Below are 23,962 nucleotides of genomic sequence, written 5' to 3' on the forward strand. Positions count from 1 at the left end.
CGACTTAACCGCGCCGCGGACCGACCGCGGACCGTGTTCCGCGACCTCTCGCGACCGATCGAGACGGGGATGCCGACCTACCCGGGCGACCCCGAGGTGACGCTCTCCCCCGACGCGACCCACGAGGCCGACGGCTACGCGACGAGCGAACTCCGCGCCGGGACGCACGCGGGAACGCACGTGGACGCGCCGCGGCACACGCTCGCCGAAGGCGAAACTGTCGACGGGCTCGACCCCGAGTCTTTCGCGTTCGAGGCTCGCCTCGTCGACCGCCGGCCGCTAGGGCCTCGGGAGCCGATCACGGACGCGCAGTTGCCAGACCCGGAGGCCCTAGCCCCCGACGTCGACCTGCTCGTGGTTCGGACCGGATGGGCCTCACACTGGGGCACCGACCGCTACCGCGATCACCCGTACCTGACCGCGGCGGCCGCCGAGCGCTGTCGGGAGGCCGGCGTCGGCGTCGGACTCGACACCTTCGGTCCGGACCCGACGCCGACGGCGGACGGACGCCGCGACGGGGCGTCGATCGACGACGAACCCGACGGGACGCCCGCCCACGACGTCCTCTTGGCCGACTCGCTTCCGATCGTCGAGAACCTGTGCGGGCTCGACGGCCTCCCGGCGCGGTTCCGGCTGTTCGCCTTCCCGCTCCGACTGCGCGACGGGGACGGATCGCCGGTGCGCGCGGTGGCCGAGTGGGAAGAGTGACGGCGAGCGTTCTCCCGGCAGCGGTGCCGTGAGGCGACCGCGCCGTCCGCGGGCGCCCGAGACCAAACCCGTTTTAAGCGTCGGCGACGAACCGCGTTTCAAGGTCGATATCCATGGAAATGCCACGCCGCTTCAACACGTACTGCCCCAACTGTGACTCCCATCAGGAGCACGAGGTGGAGAAGGTTCGATCGGGTCGCGCGACCGGAATGAAACGCGACGCTCGGCAGCGACGCCGCGCGCTCGCGACGATCGGCAACGCCGGCGGGTACTCGAAGGTGCCCGGTGGCGACAAGCCGACGAAGAAGACCCACCTGAAGTACCGCTGCGGCGACTGCGGGAAGGCCCACATGCGCGAGGGATGGCGCGCCGGCCGTCTCACGTTCCAGGAGTAAGTATGGCGGGAGACTTCCACCGCGTCGCCTGCGGCGACTGCGAGAACGAACAGGTCGTCTTCGGCAAGGCCTCCTCGACGGTGTCGTGTGCGGTCTGCGGCACGACCCTCGCGACCCCCACCGGCGGAGAGGCAGAGCTTCACGGCGAGATCGTCGAAACCGTTGAGGCGCGGTAACCGCCTCGTCACCCCGTCATGAAGTACAGCGGCTGGCCCGAACCCGGCGAGTTGGTTGTCGGTGACGTCGACGAGATCGCCGACTTCGGCGTGTTCGTCGACCTCGACGAGTACGAGGACAAGCGCGGCCTCTGTCACATCAGCGAGGTCGCCTCCGGCTGGATCAAGAACGTCCGCGACCACGTCCGCGAGGGACAGACGGTCGTCGCGAAGGTCTTGGAGGTCGACGAGTCGTCGAGCCAGATCGACCTCTCGATCAAAGACGTCAACGAGCACCAGCGCAAGGAGACGATCCAAGACTGGAAGAACGCCCAGAAGGCCGACAACTGGATGGAGATCGCGCTCGGCGAGGACGTCGACGACGACCGCTACACCGGCGTCGCGAACGCCCTCCTCGCGGCGTACGAGAGCTTGTACGACGCCTTCGAGGCCGCCGCGATCAGCGGCGACGAGGCGCTCGAAGACGTCGACCTCGACGCGGAGACGGCCGACGCGGTCGTCACGACCGCCCGCGACAACGTTTCCGTGCCGTACGTCGACGTGACGGGGTACGTCGACCTCGAGTCGGCGGCTCCCGACGGCGTCGACGACGTGCGCGACGCGCTCGCCGCCGCCGAGGGGAACGGCGAGGTCCCGGACGGCGTCGAACTCGACGTCGGCTACGTCGGCTCGCCCGAGTACCGCATCAAGGTCCGCGCCCCCAACTACAAGACGGCCGAGGACCAACTCGAGTCGGCCGCCGAACGCGCCCGCGAGTCGATCGAGGCCGCAGGCGGGGTCGGCGAGTTCCACCGCGAACGCCGCGAAGACGACGAGTAGTCCACCACCGTTGAGGCGTCTTTTCCCGTGAAATCCGACATCCGCGTCTGCGCGAACTGGGAGACCGCCCACGACCGACCGGTGTACGCGCTCGGCGACCGCTGTCCGGCCTGCGACGGCCCGACCGAGAACAGCGCGCCGGCACCGTTCGGCCCCGAAGACCCGTACGGCGAGTACCGGCGTCGGGCGCGGCGGCGCGGCCCCGAGGAGTCGTCGGACGCGGCGTCGCAGTCGGAGTGACTGCCGGACGCGATCGGCCCTGCGAGCCACCGGAATAGCCACGCTCTTGTGACCGCCGCCCGGACGGGCACGGTATGGAAGACATCGAGATCGACGCGGTCGCGACGCCGGAGCTCGACGACCCGGTGTTGATCGAAGGGTTGCCGGGCGTCGGACACGTGGGGAAGCTCGCGGCCGAACACTTACTCGAGGAGTTCGACAGCGAACTCGTCCGCCGCGTGTACGCCACGGAGTTCCCGCCGCAGGTGGGCGTCGACGAGGAGGGGGTCGCCGAGCTGACCTGCGCCGAGTTCCACGCCGTCGAGACCGACGGCGCCGACCTGCTCGTGTTGACCGGCGACCACCAGGCCGGGTCGAACGCGGGTCACTACCGACTCACCTCGACGTTCCTCGACATCGCCGAGGAGTTCGGCGCGACGCGGGCCTTCGCCCTCGGCGGCGTGCCGACGGGCGAACTCGTCGAGGAGTACACGGTGCTGGGCGCGGTCTCCGACGCCGCCCTCCTCGACGACCTGAAGGACGCCGGCGTGGAGTTCCGGGCGGACGAACCCGCTGGCGGCATCGTCGGCGTCTCCGGGCTCGTGTTGGGTCTCGGCGGGCGCCGCGGCTTCGACGCGGCCTGCCTGATGGGCGAGACGAGCGGCTACCTCGTCGACCCCAAGAGCGCCCGCGCCGTGTTGGAGACGCTCGAGGCCGTCCTCGGCCTGTCCGTCGACTACGAGAGCCTCGAGGACCGCGCCGAGGAGATGGAGGAAGTCGTCGGGAAGATCCGCGAGATGCAGGAGGGGCCCGCCGTGCCCGACGACGACCTGCGGTACATCGGCTGACCGCGCACGCGGCCGCCGACCTCGGGGGTCGCCGACCGACGCCGTCTCCCCTCCGACCCGCCGACCGGAACCCCCGCTTCCGGCAGAGCTAAACCGGATCCCCGATCATCGTTCGTGTATGACCGACGTACGCGTCGCCGGGGTCGGGCTCACTCGCTTCGGCAGCCACCCGGAGCGGACCGGCCGCGACCTGTTCGGCGAAGCCGCGTTGCGGGCGTTCGAGGACGCCGACGTCCCGAGATCGGACGTTGAGGAGCTGAACTACGGGAACTTCATGGGAGCGCTCGCGGAACACCAGGGCCACCAGGCGCCGCTCATGGCCGAGGCCGCCGGGGTCCGCTGCCCGGCGACCCGCTACGAGTCGGCCTGCGCCTCCGCCGGCGTGGCGGTCCGAGAGGCGGTCCGAACGGTCGCCGCGGGCGACGCCGACGTCGCCCTCGCGGGCGGGATGGAGCGGATGACGAACCTCCCGACCGACGAGGTGACGGAGGGCCTCGCCATCGCCGCCGACGACCTCTTCGAGGTTCGGGCGGGGGTGACGTTCCCGGGCGCCTACGCGCTCATGGCGAACGCGTACTTCGACGCGTACGGCGGGAGCCGCGAGGACCTCGCGCACGTCGCCTCGAAGAACCACGCCAACGCCGTCCCGAACGAGTACGCGCAGTACCGCAAGGAGGTGTCCGTCGACGAGGCGATGGACGCGCCGCCCGTCGCGGAGCCGCTCCACCTCTACGACGCCTGCCCGATCACCGACGGCGCGAGCGCGCTCGTGATCGTCTCCGAGGAGTACGCGGCAGAACACGACGTCGACGCCCCCGTCGCGGTGACGGGCACCGGTCAGGGGACCGACCGGATGGCGCTCGGCGACCGCGAGCACCTGGCGCGGACGCCGGCCGCCGACGACGCAGCGGCCGCCGCCTACGACGACGCCGGCGTCGAGGCGGCCGACGTCGACCTCGCAGAGGTTCACGACTGTTTCACCATCGCCGAGGTGCTGGCGCTGGAGTCGCTCGGACTGTTCGAACCCGGCGAGGGGATCGCGGCGGCCCGCGAGGGGGTGACGACCGCCGACGGCGACCTCCCGGTGAACCTCTCGGGCGGGCTGAAAGCGAAGGGGCATCCGGTGGGCGCGACCGGCGGCTCACAGATCGCGGAGCTGACCCGACTGCTCCGCGGCGACCATCCGAACAGCGATCACGTCGCCGACGCCGAGGTGGGCGTCGCACACAACGCGGGCGGCACCGTCGCCAGCGCGGTCGTCCACGTCCTGGAGGTGGCGGAATGAGCGACGGAGACGGGGCGGAGGGCGCGGTCCCGGTGGACGCCGACTACGCCGAGTGGCTCGCCGCGCTCGCCGACGGCAGTGGGTTCGCGCTCGTCTGTCCGGACGGCCACGGGTCGCTCCCCCCGCGGCGGGTGTGTCCCGACTGCGGGTCCACCGACCTCTCGACGGAGCCCCTCCGAGAGACCGGGACCGTCGAGACGTACAGCGTCGTCCACGTCCCGTCGCCGCGGTTCGCGGCCGACGCGCCGTACGCGACCGCCGTGGTCGACTTCGGCCCGACGCGACTGACCGGCATCGTCCGCGGCGGCTCCGGAGACGGCGACGCGGACGCACCGCCGGAGGTCGCCATCGGGGACGCGGTCACGGTCGCCGTCGGCGAGCGCGCCACCGACGGCGAGCGACTCGTCGTCTTCCGGCCCGCGACCGAGGAGTGAGGAAGGGAGACCGGAGCGGCCGCGATCGGGGTGGTTCCCGCCACAACGGTTATGTTCCGGTCGTTGATACGTGAGACGTATGACCGACCGCATTCCGGTGCTCCTGGTCGACGACGACCCGGATCTGCTCGCGGTCACCGCCTCGTTCTTGGAACGCGAGACCGACCGGATCACGGTCGAAACCGCCGCTGACCCGACTGCCGGCCTCGAACTACTGGCGGAACGCGACGTCGAGTGCGTCGTCTCCGACTACGACATGCCCGGGCGGAACGGGCTCGACTTCCTCGACGCGGTCCGCGAGCGCGACCCGGACCTCCCCTTCATCCTCTACACCGGGACGGGGAGCGAGGCGGTCGCGAGCGAGGCTATCTCTGCCGGCGTCACGGACTACCTCCGGAAGCGCGGCGGAACGGAGCGGTACGAGCGGCTCGCGAACCGGATCGTCGAGGCCGTCGAGAAGCGCCGGGCCGAGCGAGCGGTCGAGCGGGTCGTCGATCAGTTCCACGCGGTCGCCGAGGGCACGACCGACGCGATCCTGTCGCTCGACGCCGACGGGACGGTCCGCTTCGCGAACCCGGCCGTCGAGTCGGTGTTCGGATACGAGGCGACGGAGTTGGAAGGCGAACCGCTGAGCGCGCTGCTCCCGGAAGGGGCGCCGGTCGATCGCTGGCTGTCGGCAAACGGCGGACCGACCGCCGAGCACGAGGTCCGAAGTCGGGTACGGCGACCCGACGGGAGCGAAGTGCCGGTCTCGGCGTCGCTGGGCGAACTCACGGTCGGGGGCGAGTCCCGAGTCGTCGCCGTGGTACGGGACGAGACGGAGCGCGACAGACACCGGACGTTCGTCGAGCACGCCAGCGACGTGGTCGCGGTGCTGTCGCGCGACTGGCGGTTCCGGTATCTGAGCCCCTCCTGCGAGCGCGTTACCGGCCACACGCCGTCCGAGCTGCTCGGCGAGCGGTCGCTCGATTACATCCACCCGGACGACCGGGAGGCGGTCGAGGCGGCGTTCGGCAGCCTCGACGCCCGCGACGCTCCGACGGCGGAGTACCGCTTCCGGACGGCCGACGGCGAGTACCGCTGGCTCGAGTCCGTCGGGAGCGAGCGAATCGACGCCGACGGGATCGAGGGGTACGTCGTCACCACGCGCGACATCTCCACGCGGAAGGAGCGCCAGCGGACGCTCGGTCGACTCCGGGAGTGGACGCGGGAACTCAACTACACCCGGACCACCGAAGAGGCCGCAGAGCTCGCCGTCGACGCCGTCGACGACCTGATAGACGCCGGCCTGAGCGGGATCCATCTACTGAGCGCGGACGGAGAGAGCCTCCAACCGGCCGCGCTCGGCGACTCCGTGTCGTCGCTGTTCGAATCGTCACCGTCGTACGAACGGGATGCCCCGGCTGGGACCCGGGCGGCGCTGGCGTGGGACGCCTTTCGGGGCGAGGAGTCGTCGGTGATCGACCGGCTCTCCACGTACGGTGACCTCGACGAGGACTCGCCCGCGGAGAGTTTGGTGTTGCGTCCGATCGGCGACCACGGGCTGTTCGTCGTGTCCTCGCCGGACCCCCAGGAGTTCAGCGACACAGACGTGCTCGTGGCCGAGATCCTCTCTAGCCACCTCGAAGCGGCGTTCGACCGGATCGAGCGGGAGAGCCGCGTCGAGCGGCTCCACGGCGCGACTCGAACCCTCGTCGGGGCGGCGTCGCGGGAGGAGATCGCCGAACGGGCGGTCGAGGCCGCCACCGACGTCCTGGGCTTTTCGATCGTCACCGTCCGGATCCACGACGAGGAAGCCGGCGGGCTGGTGCCGATGGCGGTCTCGCCCGAGGCGGTCGAACTGCTGCCGGACCGCGAGACGTACGACCCCGAGGGCGGGAGCCTCAACTGGGCGGCGTTCGAGGCGGGCGAGACCAGGATGTACGATGACATCCGGACGGCCGACGCGCTCGACACCGACACGGCGCTCCGGAGCCTGCTCATCGTCCCGATCGGCGAGTACGGGACGATCGCGATCGGCGAGACGGAAGTTGGGGTGTTCGGCGGCGGCGACGAGTACCTCGCCGGGATCCTCGCGACCGCCGCGGAGACGGCGTTTCAGGCCGAGGCGCGCACCCGTCGGCTGGCCGAACGGACCGCGGATCTGGAGCGGCAGAACGACCGCTTGGAGGAGTTCGCGGGCGTCGTGTCACACGACCTCCGGAACCCCCTCGAAGTCGCCCGGGGTCGGACCGAACTCGCGCGCGAGGAGTGCGACAGCGACCACCTGGACGCGGTCGAGCGCGCGCACGACCGGATGACCGCGCTGATAGACGACCTGCTCACGCTCGCGCGCGAGGGCGAGCCCGTGACCGACGCCGAGCCGGTGGACCTGGGGCAAGTGATCGGTTCCTGTTGGCGGACCGTCGACACGGGCGAGGCGACGCTGCGTGCCGACGCCGAGGAGATGATCCTCGCCGACGAGGGACGACTTAAACAGCTGTTGGAGAACCTGATGCGCAACGCCGTCGAACACGGGGGCGATGACGTGACGATCACGGTCGGGTCGCTGCCGGACGGGTTCTACGTGGCCGACGACGGGCCGGGGATCGACCCGGAGCAGCGCGAGGAGGTGTTCGACGCCGGCTACTCCACCTCGCAGTCGGGGACCGGGTTCGGGCTGCGGATCGTCGAACAGGTGGCCGACGCTCACGGCTGGTCGGTCCGGGCCACCGAAAGCGAGGAAGGCGGTGCGCGCTTCGAGATCACGGGCGTCGAGTCCGCCGCGTGATCGGCGCTACGGGAGGGGCGCGCTCGGTCAGTCGCGCGTGACCAGTTCGACCTCGTGGCCGTCCTGGTCTTTCGTGAACGCGTAGCTGTGGCCACAGGACTCTGGGTCGCGGTAGTCGGGCGCCTCGCGGGTCATCAACGCGTCCCACGCGTCGTCGAGGTCGTCGACGCGCACCGCGACGTGGCCCCAGCCGTCGCCCATGGTGTACTCGCGGCCGTCGTAGTTGTAGGTGAGCTCCAGCTTCATCGCCTCCTCGGCGGCGCCTTCGGGCGCCATGAAGTAGTTCGAGAAGGAGTCCGCCTCCCAGCGACCGGACGGCTGCTCCGCGTACTCGAACTTGCGGGTCCAGTAGCCGAGCGCCTCGTCGGCGTCCTCGGCGCGGATCATCGTGTGGTCGATGCTCCACTTCGCACCGTAGTCGCGCTTGACGATCTCGATCTCGTGACCGTCGGGATCTTTCACGAACGCGTAGCGGTTCCCGCAGGACTCGGGGTCGCGGTAGTCGTCGACGCCCTCGGCCATCAGCTGGTCGTACGACTCCTGAAGCGCGTCTTCGGGGACGCGGACCGCGATGTGGCCCCACGCGTCGCCGACGTCGTAGGTGCGGTCGTCGTGGTTGTACGTGAGTTCGAGGAGCGCGCCGTCCTCGTGTACGTCCTCTGGGCCGAGGAAGACGTTGGTGAACGTGTCGGCCTCCCAGCGGCCCTTCTCCTCGTAGTTCAGGTGCGTCTGATACCAGTCGAGGCTCTCTTCGAGGTCCTCGACGCGGATCATCACGTGATCGAAGGTTCCGTCCATGGGTGTGAGATCGGTCGCTCGGGTCAAAAGCGTACTGAAGCCCGAAGCAGGCACGCGGCGCGGGAGCGGCCGAGCAGATAACAGCCTCATTCGAGTTTTATTAACGCCGTACGGCGTGGATAGATATGGCTTCCGTGCCGATACCGGACGTTCGCCGCCAGACGGCGGCGGACGCCACTATGGCAAACGAACCGACCAGACCGTCCACCCCGGACGGCACAGCGGAGCAGCATCGCTCACAGACAACGCCCCGCGAGGCGAGCGGGATCAGACAGGCGGCCGCGTTCGCCGCGGGCGCGCCCTTCACGGCGGTCGTCGCCGCGCTCGAAGTCGCCATCGCGACGGTGGCGCTCGGCGTCTCGTGGTCGACCGCGCCGGTCGCGGTGGGGCTCGTCGCGTTCGCGGTGTACGCCGCGGACCACGTCGCCGACGCCGGCACCGACGCGGGGTCGATTCCCTCCCGGGCCCGCTTCGCGCTGCGCTACAGCGACCAGTTGATGACCGCCGCGGCGGTGAGCTACGCGCTCGCGGTCGCGCTCGCGGTCACCGCCGGCCCCGCGGCGCTCGGGCTCGTCCTCGTTCCGGGCGCGGTGTGGGTCGGCTACGCCGCCGACTGGTTGCCGGCCGTCGGCGGCCGTGACACGCGGCTCGGCAGAATCACGCTTCCGCGGCTGAAGGAGGTCTTCCTCCTCAACTCCGCTGCGGTCGCGCTCGCCTGGGCGGTCGCCGTCGTCGGTGCCCCGCTCGCGTTCGCCGGGACCGGTATCGAGTCGGCCGGGAGACCCACGGTCGCGCTGCTTTTCGCGTACGTCGCCGTCCGTTCGTTCGTCGACGTCGAGGTGCCGAACGTCAGGGACGTCGCCGCCGACGCCGCACACGGCGTGGCGACGCTGCCGGTCGTGTACGGGGTCGCCCGAACGCGCCGGGCGCTGCTCGGCGTCGACGCGGTCGCCGCCGGGCTGCTGGTGACCGTCGCCGCGGTCGGAACGGTGTCGACCCCGGCGCTGGTAGCGCTCGGTGCCGGCCTCGCCGTCTCGCTGGTCGTCACCGCGGCGTCCCACCGGCTCGACGGCGGGATCCTCGGTGCCGCACCCGACTGTAGCTACCTCGTCGCGGCCGGGGTCCTGTTGGCGCTTGCCGGCTGAGATCGCGTCTTCATCGCGCCGACCGACCGAGAACGGAGGTCGCGGCCGTGGCGGCTCGGAACGCCCGATTTTTGAGTGAGAAAATTAGACCCGATGAGTTATAAACACAATGTGTGTAAAAAACCCTATGGCCGCGCTGAGCACACTTTCTCCCTTTCTGCTCGTCTCGGTGACGGTCGGGTTGGCGGCGGCGATCCTCGCGTGGCGGGAGCGCCCCGAGCCGGGCGCGACCTGGCTCGCGGTGCTGCTCACCGGGCAGGTCTGGTGGGCGACGTTTCTCGTCTTCGAACTGGAGGCCGCCACGCTCCCGGCGAAGGCCCTGTGGTACGACATCCAGTGGGTCGGCGTCGTCGCGATCCCGATCGGGTGGCTGTTCTTCGCGCTGGCGTACACCGGGTACGACCGCTACGTGACCCCCTTCTCTGTGTCGTTGGTCTCCATCCTCCCCGTCGCCACCGTCCTCGTCGCCGCCCTCGGCGACCCCGGGGGCCTGCTCACCGTCGACTACACCGTGCGCGAGACCGCGGTCGGCACGTTCCTCGACGCCACTCCGGGACCGCTGTACTACATCATCGCGGCGTACACGTACCTCCTCGGCGCGGTCGGGTCGGTCCCCCTGCTGCAGCTGATCCGCGACGACGCCCGCTCGTTCCGGGGACAGAGCGCGGCCCTGCTGGTCGGGACCGCAGCGCCGTGGGCCGGTAGCATCGCGTACCTCACCGGCTCGACTCCGATCCCCGGACTCGACCCGACGCCGCTGGTGTTCGCCGTCTCCGGAGTCGCGTACCTCCTCGCGCTCTCGCGGTTCCGGCTGCTGACGCTCGCGCCCGCCCCGCGCCGCCGGGCGCGACAGCTCGTCTTCGAGCAGCTCCACGACCCGGTCTTCGTCGTCGGCACCGAGGGGTTGCTCGTCGATCTGAACGAGAGCGCGGTCGAGACGTTCGGCATCGACCGCCGGGAGGCGATCGGTAGGGACGCCGCGACGGTCGTTCCGAAGTACGACACGGTCCGCGACCCCGACGACGACGGGGACGCGCCGCGTGCGATCCCGATCGTCGGTCGGGACGGGCAGCGCCCGTACGAGGTGACCGTCAGGGACGTGACGGACGACCACGACCGCACGACCGCCCGCGTGATAGCCTACCACGACGTCGGAGCGTACCTCGGCCAACAGCAACGTCTCAACGTGCTCAACCGCGTGTTCCGCCACGACGTGCGGACGGAGACCAACCTCATTCAGGGGTACGCCGAACAGCTGCGGGCGGACCCGGCCGACGAACGCGCCCTCTCCGTCGTCGAGGAGAGCGCGTCGCGCATGCTCGAGCTCAGCGAGCGCACCCGGACCGCCGGCGAGCTGTTCGACCCGACCGAGAAGTCCACGTCGGTCCCCCTCGAGGACGTCATCGACGAGGCGGCCGCGGACGCGCGCTCGCTCGACGCCGACGCGCGGATCGAGGTCGGGTCGGTTCCCACCGTTCGGGTGCCGGTCGTCTTGCGGTCGTCTTGGAGAACCTCTGTTCGAACGCGGTCCGCCACAACGACGCGGAGACGCCGTGGGTGGGGATCGACGCGGCCGTCGCGGACGGGTGGATCGAGGTCACCGTCGCCGACGACGGTCCCGGCATCGAGCCCACCGAGTACGACGTGTTGAAGCGCGGCACGGAGACGCCGCTCCGACACGGGAGCGGGATCGGGCTGTGGATCGTCAAGTGGGGCGTCGACCACCTCGGCGGACGGATCTCGTTCGACGCACGGGACCCCCGAGGCACGACGGTCACGGTGAGCGTTCCGGTCGACCGCGACGGGGCGGGCGGCTCCCAGTGGATCGGCCGTGAGCCGACCGACGGCGACCGGTCGGCCGGCGACAAACCGGGGCACCGGGGGCCGCCCCCGAACGCGGGTCGATAGGCACTTGTCGCCGGCGGGCGACCGCGAGGTATGGACGCCACGGCCACTACGTACCTCCCGTACGCGCTGCTCGCGATGGGCGCGTACGCGCTCGTCTCTCCACTGATGCGCGTCGCCACGACCGGCCCGAACGCGATACCGAGCGACGTCGCGGTCGTCGTGTCGAACACGCTGCTCATCGTGATGGCGGTCGGAGTGATCGCCTACACCGGCCAGGGGTTCACGACGCACCTCGCCTCGCCGAAGTTGGCGCACGTCCTCGCCGCCGGGTTCTTCCTCGGCGTCGGGATCCTCGCGCTGTACCGGTCGCTGTCGCTCGGTCCGGTGAGCGTCGTGACGCCCATCTTCGCGATGTTCCTCGTCTTCTCTTCGGTGATCGGCTTCCTGTTCCTCGGCGAGTCGTTCACCCTTCGCAAGGGGCTCGGGATCGTCTTCGCCGCCGCCTCCGTCTACCTCGTCTCGGGCGCGTAACGGCCCCGAAACCGATTTTCAGGCCGTACGGGCCCCGCCGCCGCGACCGGGAGTCCGCCCGTCGATCCGGCACCCGCTGCCGCGTGACGAAACCCCTTTAGCCGGCAGCGGAAAAGGAGCGCACCCGCAGTGTCCCGCCTGTCGAACCTCCCGAACCCGTTCCGCGCGCTCATCCTCTACATCGGGTTCGCCCTCGCGAAGGTCGGGCTGATCGACCGACACCGCGTGGTTCGGACCACCGACCTCGCGTGGCCGCGGATCGTCACGGGCATCGCTCGGATGTCCAAGAACGCGGTCGACGTGGCGATGGTCGGCGTCGCGGTCGGCACGAGCGCCGTCGCCGGCGTCGGGTTCGCGGGCCCGTACTGGGGGCTCGCGTTCGCGCTCGGCGGCGGCGTCGCCGGCGGCACCATCGCCTTAGTCTCCCAGCGATACAGCGCCGAGGCGTTCGTCGAACTCGGCGACGCCGTCCGGTCGAGCGTCCTCCTCGCGGTCGCGATCACGATCCCCGTCAGCGCGGCGTTCTGGCTGTTCGCCCCCTCGTTCATCGACGTGTTGAGCGGCAACGAACGGGCGATCGCGTTCGGCGCCGACTACCTCCGGATCGTCGGGCTCGGCGTACCGTTCGCCGCGCTCAACCTCGTCGGCAGCCGCGTGCTGGTCGGCTGCGACGACGCCTACACCGCGATGCAGGTGCGGGCGGGCGGCGCGGTCGCGAACATCGTCCTCAGCGCGCTGTTCATCTTCGGGTTCGGCTGGGGCGTCGAGGGCGCCGCGGTCGGCACCGTCCTCTCGAACGTCCTCGCGGTGGGAGGGTTCACGGTCGGACTCGTTCGCGGGAGCGCCCCGCTGATCGGCGAGTTCCCGGTCGCGATCGACCCGGCCGGCTCCTACCTCAACCCCGGAATGTTACGCGACCTCGTCGAGATCGGCGTGCCCGTCGGCGCGCGCAACCTCGTGTGGACCGCCGCCGAGTTCCCCATGCTCGCCATCCTCGACGTGTTCGGCGAGAACACGGTGGCCGCGTTCGTCATCGCCCGCCGCATCTGGGGGATCATGAACACGCCCGGCTGGGGGTTCGGCCTCGCCTCCTCCAGCCTGGTCGGGCAGGAGCTCGGCGTCGAGCGGCCCGACGAGGCCGAGGCGTACGCCCGCGACATCATCCGCCACTCGGTGGCGACGTACGCGGTCTCCGCGGTGCTGATCGCGGTGTTCGCGACCGACATCGTCTCGCTTTTCGCCCAGTCGCCCGACAGCCCGGAGATACCGATCGCCGTCAACCTCGTGTACGCGGCCTGCGCCGCGGTGATATTCCAGGGCGTCTCCGGCGGCGCCGCGGGCCCCCTCGACGCTGCCGGCGACACGAAAATTCCGTTCGCGAGCCAGTTCCTCGGGATGTTCTGCGTGTCGATCCCGCTCGCGTACGTCGGCGCGTACGACGCGACGCCGGCGATCGACCTCCCGCTCGTCGGATTCACCGTCTCGGAGGTCGCGCTCCCCGCGATCGGGCTGTGGGGGCTGTACCTCGCGTTCATGGCCGAGACGACGATCCCCGCCGCGATCAACTACCTGCGGTTCCGCTCCGGGAAATGGAAGGCGATCAGCGAGGCGTACCGCCCGGAGGCGACCGCGGACGACTGAGTCGGGCGAAGAGTCGATCCGCCGTTTCGCGACGCGAGTCGTATGCGGATACCGTACCGGCGAGATAGTATTGTATCAAGAAAACAATTTTCTATGCTAGATGGAACGAGGGACCGAATTTGGACGAGATAGTGTATCCAGTATTGGAGAATGTGGGCAGTATTTATGCGCCAGCGACACCGACGGATCGACGTGAAAGACTGCGAGAAAGGCCGGCTGTTCGGGTCGGCGCTGATACTGTTACAGGGAGTCGTGACGGCGCTGTTCCCACAGGCGAGCGTCCGGCTCACGAAGAAGATGATAGGGAAGAACTTCGACAACGCCTCGGATCTCGAAGCGAAGCCGGCGTACGTCCGGCAGCTGCGCGCGATCGGCGTGGGCATGATCGCCGCGGGCGGGACGGGGCTCCTCCTCGAGGATACGGAGGAGTTGGAGGCCGAACCCTCCGGGCTCGCCGACGCGGCGGGGACCGAAGACGACGAGTGAAGGTATCTCGGGCACGGGCTCCCGGGAGACCGGCCGACGAACGGTTTCGAGTCGGACTCCGCGGGCCCTGACTCGCGTCACTCGTTCGAGAACGACGAGAGAAGTGGGAGGAGTCACTCCGCGCGGCGTTCGACACCGCCCGCCGACCGGCGTTCCGAGACGCTCGGTCGGCTGCCGAGAACGCCCCGCACGCTTTTGTTCGCCCCCTCGGAGGGTACGCTCGTGAACGACGAGCTATTCGAACGCATCCTGATACCGATCGCGGGCCCGGACGACGCCGAGGCCACGGCGCGGGCGGTTCGGCCGCACCTCGACCCGGGTACGACGCTCATCGTGACGCACGTGACGCGGGGCGAGAGCGGCGAGACGACGATCAAGACGGGCCGCGACGAGTTCGCGGGAGCGACCTACGAGACGTTTTTCGACATCCTCCACCGAGACGACCTCCAGTTCGAATGGGTGACGCTCGACGCGCAGGAGGTCGCGACGGCGCTCGTCGACGCCATCGGCATGACCGAGGCGACCCTCGTCGCGTTCACCCCCCGTGACATCGACGCGTGGAAGCGGACGATCACCGGTGACCCCGGAGGCCGCCTCATCCGAGAGGCGGACGTTCCCGTGATGGTGTTCCCGGACCGGCGAGCGTGACGCCCGACCGACGCGCCGGGCCCCCGAGCGGCCGGCCGGCGCGAGAGGACCCCACTGTCGCGGTGACCGCCGCGGTCCCAGGGTGCGGTCAGCGGAGGCGATACCGCGCGTGGCCGGCGCCTCGTCGCCGCTCCGAGGGTGAACCCGCAACCGCTACGATTCGCTCCCGGACGACTCGACGAGCTCCGCGAAGTTGGCGAGCGTTCGGGTGGCGGTGGAGTCCTCGAAGGAGCCGTCGGCCGCATCCCAGCCGTCGTACTCGTCCGCGATTCGGTGGGTGAATTCGGGGTGATACTGGACCGACCAGACCGGCCGGTCGCGGTGTCGAGTGGCGAAGTACTCGTAGTAATCCGCACGCCCGATGACCTCCATCCCGTCGCCGAGTTCCGTCACGACGTCGGAGTGGAGCACTGGCACGCTCGGTTCGACGCCGTCGAACAGCGGCTCGTCGGCGTCGAGTTCGGCGTCGTGGAGCCGGAGGCGGGACGTCCCGCTGTCCGCGACCGCGCCGCCGAGGGCGGCGTTCAGAATCTGATGACCGAAACAGATGCCGAGCGTCGGGACGCCCTCCTCGACGAGCCGGCGCGCGAAGCGCTTCTGGGCCGTGATCCACGGCCGGTCGGGCTCGTCGTGCACGCCGGCCTCGCTTCCGCCGATGACGACGCCGTCCACGGCCTCGAGGCTCGGGTCGCCGTCCTCGTGCGGGTAGCGGTACGCCCGGGCGTCGGGGAGGAAGCGGACTACCTCGTCGGCCATGTACCCGCCGTCGACCGCGTTATCGAGTACCAATATCATCTGGGGTTTATTTAAGATGAGTTGCACTCTTGGTAGCTACATGAGTTTCGATGCCGAGGCGGTCCGTTCGGATTTCCCCGTGCTCGACCGGCGCGTGAACGGGCATCCGCTCACCTACCTCGATAACGCCGCGACCACGCACACTCCCCGCCAAGTGTACGACGTTTTCGAGGAGTTCTACGCGGGGTACAACGCGAACGTCCACCGGGGGATCCACGAGCTCAGCCACGAGGCCTCGCTCGCCTACGAAGAGGCACACGACCGCGTCGCGGACTTCATCGGCGCGGACGGCCGCGAGGAGATCGTCTTCACCAAGAACACCACCGAGAGCATCAACCTCGTCGCGTACGGGCTCAGCCGACACCTCGACGAGGTCGACGAGATCGTCGCGACGGAGATGGACCACCACGCCTCGCTGGTCACCTGGCAGCAGATCGCCAAGCGCACGGGCGCGACCGTCCGCCACGTCCCCGTCACGGCCGACGGCCACCTCGACATGGACGCCGCCCGCGACCTCGTCACCGACGACACCGCGGTCGTCTGCGCGCCGCACGTCTCGAACGTGCTCGGAACGGTCAACCCCGTCGCGGACCTCGCGGCCCTCGCGCACGACCACGACGCGTACGCGGTCGTCGACGGCGCCCAGTCCGCCCCGACGCGGCCCGTCGACGTGGGGGCGATGGACGCGGACTTCTTCGCGTTCAGCGGCCACAAGCTCGCCGGCCCCACCGGCATCGGTGGACTGTACGGGAAACGGGAGGTCCTAGCGGAGCTGGACCCGTTCCTGTTCGGCGGGGAGATGATCCGGAACGTCACGCTCACCGACTCGACGTGGAACGAGCTCCCCTGGAAGTTCGAGGCCGGCACGCCGCCCATCGCGGAGGGCATCGCGCTCGGCGCGGCCGTCGACTATCTCGCGGAGCTGGGGATGGACGCCGTCCGCGACCACGAGAACGAGCTCGCACAGTATCTCCTCCGGGAACTCGCCGAGAGGGAGTTCGTCCGGACGTACGGTCCCGGCGTCGGCGAGGAGCGCACCGGCCTCGTCTCGTTCAACGTCGACGGCGTCCACGGCCACGACCTCTCCAGCCTCCTCAACGACCGCGGCATCGCGATCCGCGCCGGCGACCACTGTACGCAGCCGCTCCACGATCGACTCGACATCCCCGGCTCCGCGCGGGCGTCGTTCTACGTCTACAACACCCGTGCGGACGTCGACCGCCTCCTCGACGTCGTCGACTCCGCGCGCGACAATCTGGACGCGTACCTCGCCTCCGACCGCTACCACGACCTCATCAGCGAACACTACCATCGCCCACGTAACTCGGGCCCGCTCACCGATCCGACGTTCGCGAAGTCCTCCGAAGAGACGACCTGCGGCGACGACGGCGAGTTCCACGTCGCGATCGCCGACGGCCGCATCGAGGAGATCGCCTTCGAAAGCCGGAGCTGTGCGGTCAGCCGCGCCGTCGCCAGCCTCCTCTCGGAGCACCTCGTCGGGATGTCCGTCGGGGAGGTCGCCGACCTCGACGGGTACGTCACCCGTACGCTCGACGCGCAGTACCCCGACCTCCGACGCGAGTGCGTCGAAGGCCCGGAGGACGTCATCCGAGAGGCGGCCCGCGAGTACGTCGAGGGGAACGGCGCGTAGAGCCCTCACCGCGTCGTCCGTCGCCCCTCTCGGACGAGACGGGAGAGTGCCTCGGTGGTGCGGCCGACCCGTCCGGCCCGATCGGCCCGATCGGCCGACCTACCGCTCTCCGGCCCAGTCAGTTCTCGTCGGCGTGCCGGACCTCCACGGCGACCCCGCGCGTCGAGCCCGCCATCTCCGGGCCGGACATCGCCGCGCGGCCGACAGCGAACGCCTTCGGCCCCTCGACGACGACCTCGTCGCCGACTCGGATCCTGTCGTCCGCGTCGACGACGCCGGGCGCGAGGACGGAACCGTGCGGGACGAACGCGTCGATCTCGACGCGTTTCGTCGGCGCGTCGCTCTCGACCCAGCGGCGCGCGCCGTCGAGGGTGAATGAGAGGGTGCCGTACTGCGGAACCATCGTCGCTAACTGCTCGCCAGGTTCCCCCTCGCGGCCCGCGTCGGGGTCGTCGCCCCACACCTGGAGCTTCGGGTAGCGTCCGGTGGTGCGGATATCGGCGCTCGCTCCCGCGTCGCCCCCGAACAGGTCGTCGCCGGCGCCGTCGCCGAGCAGGTAGTCCGCGAGCGCGCGGACGGTGTTGTGCTCGCGCTCCCGCTTGCTGTAGGCCGGCTCGCCCTGGAGCGCGGCGTTCAGCTCGCCGAGCGACTCGTCGGTCGTCGGGTGGTCGACGCAGGTGTACTCGAAGTCGAGGTCGACCGCGGGGTCGCGCTCGACGCGCTCGCAGATCTCGCGGTAGCCGTCCTCGGGGACGTGCGCGATCACGCGGGAGTAGTCGTTGCGTTCGAGGTATCGTCGGAGGACCTCGGCGACGAACTCGATCTCGTCTTCGCTCCAGTCGCCGGTGACCACCGAGTCGTAGTGTTGTGCGGGGTAGGTCGTCTCCAGCTCCTGGGGGACCACGCCGATCGGCGAGGTCATCGAGACGGTGTGGCCGCGCCACTTGACCGCGTCGTGGAACTGGCGGTGGCTCTGGGAGTCGCTGTACGGCTTCGTCGCCGAGCAGGGGACCAAGACGAGCGGCTGGTCGGTGAACCGGTTCCGGTAGCGGCTCGTCACGCGGTCGGCGAACCGCCGGATCTCGACGCGGTCGAGCGTCTCCGCCGAGGCCGCGGTCACCTCGGCGTCGCGCATGAGCGGCGTCCGCTCCTCGAGGTATCCCCACTGGTCGTCGAACTCGCGGAGCGTCGCCGTGAGCCAGCCCTCGTGACGCGCCTGTCCCTCGACGTAGTCGCGCAGGCGGCCGCTTCGGATCCGTTCGCGGACCCGACGGAGTTCGGCGCGGAGCGCGTTCACGTTGTGCTCGGCGCAGTCGGCGCGCGTGAACTCGCCGCGGGGTTTCGCGCAGGCCGGGCAGGCGCACGGCAGCTCCGTGAGGTCTTCGAGGAAGTGGGCCGCGTCGGCGGTGAGGTATCGCCCCTGCGTCCCCTTCGTCCGCGCGAGCGTCGCGTCGACGAGGTCGACGCCGGCGTACGCGAGCACGGCGACGTTCCGCGGCGTCGCGACCCCGGAGAGCCCGAGGGCCGCGTCCGGCGGTAGCGCCGCCTTCGCCCGAACGATCGCGTCGCGGAACGCCTCGCCGTGGCCGACGAACCCCTGCGCGTCGGACAGGAGGTAGGCGTCCGCACCGAGGTCGGCGGCGCCGCGGCTGTCGACGACCGCCGCCGAGGGGAACTCGACGTCGGGGTGGTCGACCGCGAACGACTCGCGCACCTCGTCGCGGGTGCCGGCGGGGAACGACCGGTGCGGCAACACCGTCAGCGCGGCCTCGTCGCCCTCGGGCACCCCCTGCTCGGCGGCCCAGAGGCTGCCGGGGTCGTCGAGGAACGGGTCCGCGAGCGCCGGCGTCGACACGGACTCGGCGAGGCGGAGTTCGCCGAGGCGAGCGGCGCCGTCGCGCTCGTGGACCTCGAAGTAGTCGGTCATACCTCCACTCGCGCGGGGACGGTCAATTCTCTTGTGTTCCGCGGTCGCCGAGCGGGACCCGCCGGCCCGCCTCGACGCGCCCGCCGCAACTGTTAGGCGGCGAGCGACCGTTGCGATCACATGGAACCGACCGGCCCGTGGGACCGCGACCGCGTCGACGACTACCTCTCCGCGGCGCGCGTCCCGGTCCGTCTCGGCTGCCGGACGCCGAGCGACCGCCCGTGGATCGTCTCGCTGTGGTTCGCGTGGGACCCCGACCCCGGTGACGACCCCGACGGTCCGAGCGACGCGATCCGCTGTGCGACCAGCGCGGACGCGGACCTCGTCGAGTTCGTCGGCCACGACGACGAGGTCTCCTTCGACGTGTCGACGAACGACCCGCCGTACATGGGAGTCCGCGGCCGCGGCCGCGCGACGGTCCTCCCCGACGACGACAAAGACCTGCTCCGGTCGCTGCTGGAGAAGTACCTCGGCGGCGTCGACAACCCGACCGGCGAGCGACTCCTACGCCCCGAACGCGAGGAGGTCGAGATCCGGATCCGGCCCGAGCGGCTCCACACGTGGGACTACTCGGGCCGGATGGGCTCGGCCGACGAGTGAGGCGAGGGCCGCGCGACCCCCGTCGCTGTCCGCGGGGCGATCGTTTAAGCGGTCGCCGAGCCACCGACCGGTATGAGCGTTCTCGACGCAGACGAGTACCGGACGTTCCGCCGCGACCTCCACCGCCACCCCGAGCCCGCGTGGCGCGAGTTCTACACCACCGCCCGCATCGTCGAGGCCCTTCGGGACCGCGACCTGACGGCGCTCCACGTCGGGCCCGACGCGCTGGCGACCGACGAGCGCCTGAACGTCCCCGACGACGACGAGCTCGCGGAGTGGGAGACGCGGGCCCGCGAGGCGGGCGCCGACCCGGAGATCCTCGACCGGCTCTCCGGCGGCTACACCGGCTGCGTCGCGGTCGCCGAGCGCGGCGAGGGGCCGGTCGTGGGACTCCGCGTCGACATCGACGCCCTCCCGATCACCGAGTCGGAGTCGGACGAGCACGTCCCGGCCGCCGAGGGGTTCCGCTCCGAGAACGAGGGGTTCATGCACGCCTGCGGCCACGACGCTCACGCGACCATCGGGCTCGCCACGCTCGACGCCGTCCTCGACTCCGACTTCTCGGGCACCCTCAAGGTGTTCTTCCAGCCGGGCGAAGAGCAGGTCGCGGGCGGGAAACCGATGGCCGAGTCGGGCCACCTCGACGACGTCGACTACCTCTACGCGGTCCACGTCGGGTTAGATCACCCCTCCGGCGAGGTCGTCTGCGGGGTCGAGGGGTTCCTCGCGGTGCGACACTTCCTCGCGGAGTTCACCGGCGCGCCGGCCCACGCCGGCGCCCGCCCGGAGGCCGGACGCAACGCGGTTCAGGCGATGGCGGCGGCGGTCCAGAACCTCTACTCCATCCCGCGCCACGCCGACGGCCCAACGCGGGTGAACGCCGGGCTCGTCGGCGGCGGCACGGCGACGAACATCATCCCCGAGGAGTCACACATCGAGGGCGAACTGCGCGGCGGTTCGACCGAGCTGGCCGAGTACATGTCCGACCACGCCGACCGCATCCTCGACTCGGCCGCCGAGATGCACGACTGCGAGGTCGACGTGTCGACGCTGGGCGAGGCGCCGAGCGCGACGAGCGACGACGCCCTCGCCGGGCACGTCCGAGAGTCCGCGGGCGACGTCGCGGGCGTCACGAACATCGTCGACAGCGACGAGCTGGGCGGCTCCGAGGACGCCACGTTCCTGATGAACCGCGTCCAAGAGCAGGGCGGGCTGGCCTGTTACGTCGGCGTCGGGACCGACCACCCCGGCGGCCACCACACGAGCACGTTCGACACGGTCGAAGACGACATCTCGGTCGGCGTCGACGTGCTCGCGGGCGCCATCCGGCGCGTGGCCGAGACGCGGCCGTAGCCGGTCGAGGTCGGCGTCGGCGGGCGCGGTCAGAAAGTCAAGTGCGAGCTCGACGACGGCCCCTCGTCGTCGCCGTCGTCGTCCGGCAGCCCCTCGTAGAGGTACGCGAGGTCGTCGTCGGTGAGGAACACCGCCCCGTCGCGCACGTCGACGTCGATCGAGCGGAGCGTCGTCCCCGCGGCCTCGCCGTCGTCACAGGAGCCCTCGCAGGCGTCGAACGCCGAGCCGTGCTTCGGGCAGACGACGGAGCCGCCCCGCGTGACCGCACCGATTTCCTCGCGGTAGAGCCGCTGGTCCTCGTGAGTACAGCGGTTGATCCACGCGCGGACCGGTTGCCCTTCGCCGTCTGAATCCTCGGGGTCCACTCCGCCGTCCGGCTCGTCGGCGCACGGCACGAGGAACACCTCGCGGTCCGCGTCGCCCTCGCGGGCGGTGAACGCCCACGATCCCCGCTCGCGAACGGTCTCGACCGTCGTGAGTCGGTAGTCGCTCATTGGGTGAGTCGCGGTCGATCGGCCGGCGTCTCAGTACTTCGCGTCGGCGCCGGTCGTCTCGTACACCCGGTCCATGATGGCGTCGCGCTCGCTGGTCCAGTTGGCCATCGCGGCGGGGCTCGTCGGGTACTCCTCGTAGTGGGCGAGCAGCTCGTCGGCCAGCGACTTCGTCTGGTAGAAGTTCCGGATCGTTCCCCAGTAGCCGAAGCTCTTGATCGCGGCCTTCACCTTCAGCCCGAAGGACATCGAGGTCGAGCCCTCGTAGAGCGCCTCCGCGAGCTTCTCACCGGGCAGCGACGCGAGCAGGCCCATCAGGTCGTCGACGTCGACCGCGGTCGAGAGGACGTTGTACACGTCGAGGCCGGCGTAGCGACCGCCGAAGTGGTCCATTACTCTGGTGTTGTAGCGCCAGAGGTTCTCCTCGGTCACGTCGCCGTCGGAGATGGCCTTCACCGCCTGTTCGCCGGCGTACTTGCCCGCGTACGCCGCGCCGGCGATGCCGCCGCCGGTCGTGGGGTTGACGTGGCCCGCGGCGTCGCCGACCGCCATGTAGCCCGGCGCGACCGCCGAGTCGTAGGGGCGTCGGGTGGGCAGCGCGGCGCCGAGTTTGTCCTTGACCTCCGCGCCCTCGAACTCGGGGCGGTTCCGGAGGTCGCGTTTCAGCGCCTCGACCAGCTGCATCGGCTCCTCGTTCATCTGGAAGCCGAGCCCGGCGTTGATCTCGGTCGAGGTCCGCGGGAAGTACCAGAGGTAACCCGCCGCGCGGTCGGTCGCTTTGAACACCAAGGCGTCGTCCCACTCGACCGGCTCGGGCACCTCGACGATCTCGCGGTACGCCGAGCAGAACTGCGAGTAGCGCACGTTCGTGTCGAAGGTCGCGTCCTCGAAGTCGGCCTTGTCCTGGAGCAGCGAGAGCGAGCCCAGGCCGTCGATCACGAGGTCGGACGCGTAGGTGACCGGGTCGCCTTTGCGCTTGGCTCGCAGCCCGGTGACGCGACCCGTGCCGTCTTGGATCACGTCGCTGATCACCGTGTCGTAGTGGAAGTCGACGCCCGCGTCCTCGGCGCCGGCGATGACCTGTCGACCGTACTCCCAGCGGTCGATGACGGCGAGCTCGCCGGGGACGGGGATCTCCAAGATCGTGTCCTCCTGCGGGATCTCGAAGCGGCCGTGGTCGACGCCCGTGTTCGTGAACGCGGGTTCGAGTCGGTCCTTCGGGATCGCCTCGGGGAAGGCGTCGGCGCCCTTCAGTGCGTCGCCGCAGGCGATGTGGCCGGCCTCCTGTTCGTCCTTCCGCTCGACGATGACGACATCGAGCCCCTCGTTCGCGATCGTCGCTGCGGCGTAGCAGCCGGCGGTGCCGGCGCCCGCCACGACCACGTCGTACTCGTCGATATCCATTACCGAAGCGTGTCGTGCGTCCGGCAAAACTCTTTGCTCCCGTTTCGGTCGGGAGTGAGGGGACGGATTTCCGGGCTCACCCCGAGGTCGCCGGGCTCCGTGCGGAAACCTAACTGTTCAGGCTCGCTTATTAACAACGTCCAGACCGGCTTCATGTCTATGGGTCAACTGGAGCAGGTCGACGCAGATCGGCTTCGGGCGTGGCTCCCGGAGGTCCGGTCGGCCGAGACGACCGCGGCGCTGATGATCGCCGTGGCGTACGACAGGGGGATCGGCACGGCGGAGCTCGCCTCGTGGTACGGCCGGTCCGAGGAGTGGATCGTGGAGACGATCGAGGCGCTCGACTCGCCCGGGTTCGCCTCGACGGTCGCCCGGCTCGAAGGGGTCGACATCGAGGCGGTCGCCGACGAGTCGAACCTCGCGCCCGCGACCGTCCGCGGCTGGTTCGACGCGCTCGACGGCGAGCCGGTCGCCGAGGCGGCCGACGTGGTCCGGCGGTACGCCGAGGGGTCGGTCGAGCCGGTTCGCACCGGGTCGCCGTCGACCGTCTACCACCTCGACCGCGGCGCGCTGACCGAACGCGGCTGGTCGATCGACGACGAGGACCTCTTCGAGAAGGCGTCGGAGGCGGACCTCGACCTGCCGGAGTACGGGCGCTTCCTCGTCGAGCCCGGCGAGTCGATCCTCGAGGCCGCGGAGCGCGGCGGTCGGTCGTGGCCGTACGCCTGCCGCGGCGGCGCCTGCTCGAACTGCGCCGTGACCGTCGTCGAAGGCGACGTGGCGATGCCGGGACAGTCAGTGCTCTCGGACGAGCAGATCCGAGAGGCGAACGCCCGGCTCTCCTGCGTCGGCGTGCCGATCACCGACGAGGTCAAGTTGGTGACCGGCGTCGGCGACACGGACGCCTTCGCCGACCTCCGGCTGCCGTCGCCGGCGGACGACGCCGGCGCGTCCGACTGACCGCGAGAATAGTCCGACACCCGGCCGCGA

Annotated in this window: 23 protein-coding genes and 1 pseudogene; 19 read left to right on the forward strand and 5 right to left on the reverse strand. The window is 70.4% G+C overall.

Translation table 11 applies throughout. The annotated features are described in order from the left end of the window. Positions 1–33: 33 nt before the first annotated feature. From ACZ5KW_RS12575 to ACZ5KW_RS12615, 9 genes are all read left to right on the forward strand, one after another. On the forward strand, positions 34–708 hold the full coding sequence (locus tag ACZ5KW_RS12575; RefSeq protein ID WP_343776993.1) for a cyclase family protein: 675 nt from the start codon (positions 34–36) through the stop codon (positions 706–708). Between the two features lie 113 nt (positions 709–821). Continuing rightward, on the forward strand, positions 822–1,103 hold the full coding sequence (locus ACZ5KW_RS12580) for a 50S ribosomal protein L44e (RefSeq protein ID WP_008004085.1): 282 nt from the start codon (positions 822–824) through the stop codon (positions 1,101–1,103). A gap of 2 nt (positions 1,104–1,105) precedes the next feature. Beyond that, positions 1,106–1,279, forward strand: coding sequence for a 30S ribosomal protein S27e (locus ACZ5KW_RS12585; RefSeq protein ID WP_004595868.1), 174 nt, complete (start codon positions 1,106–1,108; stop codon positions 1,277–1,279). 18 nt (positions 1,280–1,297) lie between these two features. After that, positions 1,298–2,098 carry a translation initiation factor IF-2 subunit alpha gene (locus tag ACZ5KW_RS12590; RefSeq protein WP_343776899.1) on the forward strand — a complete coding sequence of 267 codons (801 nt, stop codon included), beginning with the start codon at positions 1,298–1,300 and terminating at the stop codon, positions 2,096–2,098. Positions 2,099–2,125: 27 nt separating this feature from the next. Further along, positions 2,126–2,338 (forward strand): RNA-protein complex protein Nop10, encoded by a 213-nt coding sequence (locus tag ACZ5KW_RS12595; RefSeq protein WP_343776901.1) that lies wholly within the window; start codon positions 2,126–2,128, stop codon positions 2,336–2,338. Positions 2,339–2,412: 74 nt separating this feature from the next. After that, a complete protein-coding gene (locus tag ACZ5KW_RS12600; RefSeq protein ID WP_343776903.1) occupies positions 2,413–3,165 on the forward strand; it encodes a proteasome assembly chaperone family protein in 753 nt (250 codons plus the stop codon). Positions 3,166–3,283: 118 nt separating this feature from the next. Continuing rightward, positions 3,284–4,450: a thiolase domain-containing protein gene (locus ACZ5KW_RS12605; protein WP_343776905.1), complete on the forward strand. Its 1,167-nt coding sequence runs from the start codon at positions 3,284–3,286 to the stop codon at positions 4,448–4,450. Continuing rightward, a complete protein-coding gene (locus tag ACZ5KW_RS12610) occupies positions 4,447–4,884 on the forward strand; it encodes a Zn-ribbon domain-containing OB-fold protein (protein WP_343776907.1) in 438 nt (145 codons plus the stop codon). Before ACZ5KW_RS12605 ends, ACZ5KW_RS12610 begins: the two co-directional genes overlap by 4 nt. A 79-nt stretch (positions 4,885–4,963) precedes the next feature. Further along, a complete protein-coding gene (locus ACZ5KW_RS12615) occupies positions 4,964–7,654 on the forward strand; it encodes a hybrid sensor histidine kinase/response regulator (protein ID WP_343776909.1) in 2,691 nt (896 codons plus the stop codon). A 27-nt stretch (positions 7,655–7,681) separates the two neighbouring features. Here ACZ5KW_RS12615 and ACZ5KW_RS12620 read toward each other — a convergent pair whose 3' ends face one another. Beyond that, on the reverse strand, positions 7,682–8,452 hold the full coding sequence (locus tag ACZ5KW_RS12620) for a VOC family protein (protein ID WP_343776912.1): 771 nt from the start codon (positions 8,450–8,452) through the stop codon (positions 7,682–7,684). A 179-nt stretch (positions 8,453–8,631) separates the two neighbouring features. On the opposite strand from ACZ5KW_RS12620, the gene ACZ5KW_RS12625 reads away from it, so the two are divergent. The 6 genes and pseudogenes from ACZ5KW_RS12625 (at position 8,632) to ACZ5KW_RS12650 (ending at position 14,751) form a co-directional block, all read left to right on the forward strand. After that, on the forward strand, positions 8,632–9,597 hold the full coding sequence (locus ACZ5KW_RS12625) for a UbiA family prenyltransferase (protein WP_343776914.1): 966 nt from the start codon (positions 8,632–8,634) through the stop codon (positions 9,595–9,597). A gap of 127 nt (positions 9,598–9,724) precedes the next feature. After that, a pseudogene (locus tag ACZ5KW_RS12630) lies at positions 9,725–11,505 on the forward strand (histidine kinase N-terminal 7TM domain-containing protein). 30 nt (positions 11,506–11,535) lie between these two features. Further along, positions 11,536–11,976, forward strand: coding sequence for an EamA family transporter (locus tag ACZ5KW_RS12635; protein WP_343776915.1), 441 nt, complete (start codon positions 11,536–11,538; stop codon positions 11,974–11,976). Positions 11,977–12,114: 138 nt separating this feature from the next. Continuing rightward, positions 12,115–13,617 (forward strand): MATE family efflux transporter, encoded by a 1,503-nt coding sequence (locus tag ACZ5KW_RS12640; protein ID WP_343776995.1) that lies wholly within the window; start codon positions 12,115–12,117, stop codon positions 13,615–13,617. A 192-nt stretch (positions 13,618–13,809) separates the two neighbouring features. Beyond that, positions 13,810–14,103 (forward strand): DUF6199 family natural product biosynthesis protein, encoded by a 294-nt coding sequence (locus tag ACZ5KW_RS12645; RefSeq protein ID WP_343776916.1) that lies wholly within the window; start codon positions 13,810–13,812, stop codon positions 14,101–14,103. A 222-nt stretch (positions 14,104–14,325) separates the two neighbouring features. Continuing rightward, a complete protein-coding gene (locus ACZ5KW_RS12650) occupies positions 14,326–14,751 on the forward strand; it encodes a universal stress protein (protein ID WP_343776917.1) in 426 nt (141 codons plus the stop codon). Positions 14,752–14,904: 153 nt separating this feature from the next. On the opposite strand, the gene ACZ5KW_RS12655 is transcribed toward ACZ5KW_RS12650, so the two are convergent. Then, complete coding sequence (locus tag ACZ5KW_RS12655) at positions 14,905–15,546, reverse strand: type 1 glutamine amidotransferase (RefSeq protein WP_343776919.1); 642 nt, start codon at positions 15,544–15,546, stop codon at positions 14,905–14,907. A 40-nt stretch (positions 15,547–15,586) separates the two neighbouring features. Here ACZ5KW_RS12655 and ACZ5KW_RS12660 point away from each other — a divergent pair, with 40 nt between their 5' ends. Continuing rightward, entirely contained in the window at positions 15,587–17,197 is a 1,611-nt protein-coding gene (locus ACZ5KW_RS12660; RefSeq protein WP_343776920.1) for a SufS family cysteine desulfurase, read from the forward strand. A 118-nt stretch (positions 17,198–17,315) separates the two neighbouring features. On the opposite strand, the gene arcS is transcribed toward ACZ5KW_RS12660, so the two are convergent. Next, positions 17,316–19,124, reverse strand: a complete 1,809-nt coding sequence (gene arcS, locus ACZ5KW_RS12665; RefSeq protein ID WP_343776921.1) for an archaeosine synthase subunit alpha — start codon at positions 19,122–19,124, stop codon at positions 17,316–17,318. A gap of 120 nt (positions 19,125–19,244) precedes the next feature. On the opposite strand from arcS, the gene ACZ5KW_RS12670 reads away from it, so the two are divergent. Together ACZ5KW_RS12670 and ACZ5KW_RS12675 are read left to right on the forward strand one after the other, a co-directional pair. Next, positions 19,245–19,724 carry a pyridoxamine 5'-phosphate oxidase family protein gene (locus tag ACZ5KW_RS12670; protein ID WP_343776923.1) on the forward strand — a complete coding sequence of 160 codons (480 nt, stop codon included), beginning with the start codon at positions 19,245–19,247 and terminating at the stop codon, positions 19,722–19,724. 72 nt (positions 19,725–19,796) lie between these two features. Further along, entirely contained in the window at positions 19,797–21,077 is a 1,281-nt protein-coding gene (locus ACZ5KW_RS12675) for an amidohydrolase (protein ID WP_343776925.1), read from the forward strand. Between the two features lie 29 nt (positions 21,078–21,106). Here ACZ5KW_RS12675 and ACZ5KW_RS12680 read toward each other — a convergent pair whose 3' ends face one another. Together ACZ5KW_RS12680 and ACZ5KW_RS12685 are read right to left on the reverse strand one after the other, a co-directional pair. Further along, entirely contained in the window at positions 21,107–21,571 is a 465-nt protein-coding gene (locus tag ACZ5KW_RS12680; protein ID WP_343776927.1) for a Rieske (2Fe-2S) protein, read from the reverse strand. Between the two features lie 30 nt (positions 21,572–21,601). Further along, positions 21,602–22,972, reverse strand: a complete 1,371-nt coding sequence (locus ACZ5KW_RS12685) for a geranylgeranyl reductase family protein (RefSeq protein WP_343776929.1) — start codon at positions 22,970–22,972, stop codon at positions 21,602–21,604. 159 nt (positions 22,973–23,131) lie between these two features. Here ACZ5KW_RS12685 and fer point away from each other — a divergent pair, with 159 nt between their 5' ends. Next, on the forward strand, positions 23,132–23,932 hold the full coding sequence (gene fer, locus ACZ5KW_RS12690; protein WP_343776931.1) for a ferredoxin Fer: 801 nt from the start codon (positions 23,132–23,134) through the stop codon (positions 23,930–23,932). Positions 23,933–23,962: the final 30 nt, after the last annotated feature.

It is taken from the genome of Halorubrum ejinorense, from assembly GCF_055389685.1.

Coding starts and splice junctions, on each gene's coding strand:
- ACZ5KW_RS12610 (WP_343776907.1), top strand. CDS start 4,447: ATGAGCGACGGAGACGGGGCGGAGGGCGCGGTCCCGGTGGACGCCGAC.
- ACZ5KW_RS12655 (WP_343776919.1), bottom strand. CDS start 15,546: ATGATATTGGTACTCGATAACGCGGTCGACGGCGGGTACATGGCCGAC.
- ACZ5KW_RS12675 (WP_343776925.1), top strand. CDS start 19,797: ATGAGCGTTCTCGACGCAGACGAGTACCGGACGTTCCGCCGCGACCTC.
- ACZ5KW_RS12620 (WP_343776912.1), bottom strand. CDS start 8,452: ATGGACGGAACCTTCGATCACGTGATGATCCGCGTCGAGGACCTCGAA.
- ACZ5KW_RS12680 (WP_343776927.1), bottom strand. CDS start 21,571: ATGAGCGACTACCGACTCACGACGGTCGAGACCGTTCGCGAGCGGGGA.
- ACZ5KW_RS12600 (WP_343776903.1), top strand. CDS start 2,413: ATGGAAGACATCGAGATCGACGCGGTCGCGACGCCGGAGCTCGACGAC.
- ACZ5KW_RS12660 (WP_343776920.1), top strand. CDS start 15,587: ATGAGTTTCGATGCCGAGGCGGTCCGTTCGGATTTCCCCGTGCTCGAC.
- ACZ5KW_RS12615 (WP_343776909.1), top strand. CDS start 4,964: ATGACCGACCGCATTCCGGTGCTCCTGGTCGACGACGACCCGGATCTG.
- arcS (WP_343776921.1), bottom strand. CDS start 19,124: ATGACCGACTACTTCGAGGTCCACGAGCGCGACGGCGCCGCTCGCCTC.
- ACZ5KW_RS12670 (WP_343776923.1), top strand. CDS start 19,245: ATGGAACCGACCGGCCCGTGGGACCGCGACCGCGTCGACGACTACCTC.
- ACZ5KW_RS12590 (WP_343776899.1), top strand. CDS start 1,298: ATGAAGTACAGCGGCTGGCCCGAACCCGGCGAGTTGGTTGTCGGTGAC.
- ACZ5KW_RS12580 (WP_008004085.1), top strand. CDS start 822: ATGGAAATGCCACGCCGCTTCAACACGTACTGCCCCAACTGTGACTCC.
- ACZ5KW_RS12585 (WP_004595868.1), top strand. CDS start 1,106: ATGGCGGGAGACTTCCACCGCGTCGCCTGCGGCGACTGCGAGAACGAA.
- ACZ5KW_RS12685 (WP_343776929.1), bottom strand. CDS start 22,972: ATGGATATCGACGAGTACGACGTGGTCGTGGCGGGCGCCGGCACCGCC.
- ACZ5KW_RS12635 (WP_343776915.1), top strand. CDS start 11,536: ATGGACGCCACGGCCACTACGTACCTCCCGTACGCGCTGCTCGCGATG.
- fer (WP_343776931.1), top strand. CDS start 23,132: ATGGGTCAACTGGAGCAGGTCGACGCAGATCGGCTTCGGGCGTGGCTC.
- ACZ5KW_RS12605 (WP_343776905.1), top strand. CDS start 3,284: ATGACCGACGTACGCGTCGCCGGGGTCGGGCTCACTCGCTTCGGCAGC.
- ACZ5KW_RS12625 (WP_343776914.1), top strand. CDS start 8,632: ATGGCAAACGAACCGACCAGACCGTCCACCCCGGACGGCACAGCGGAG.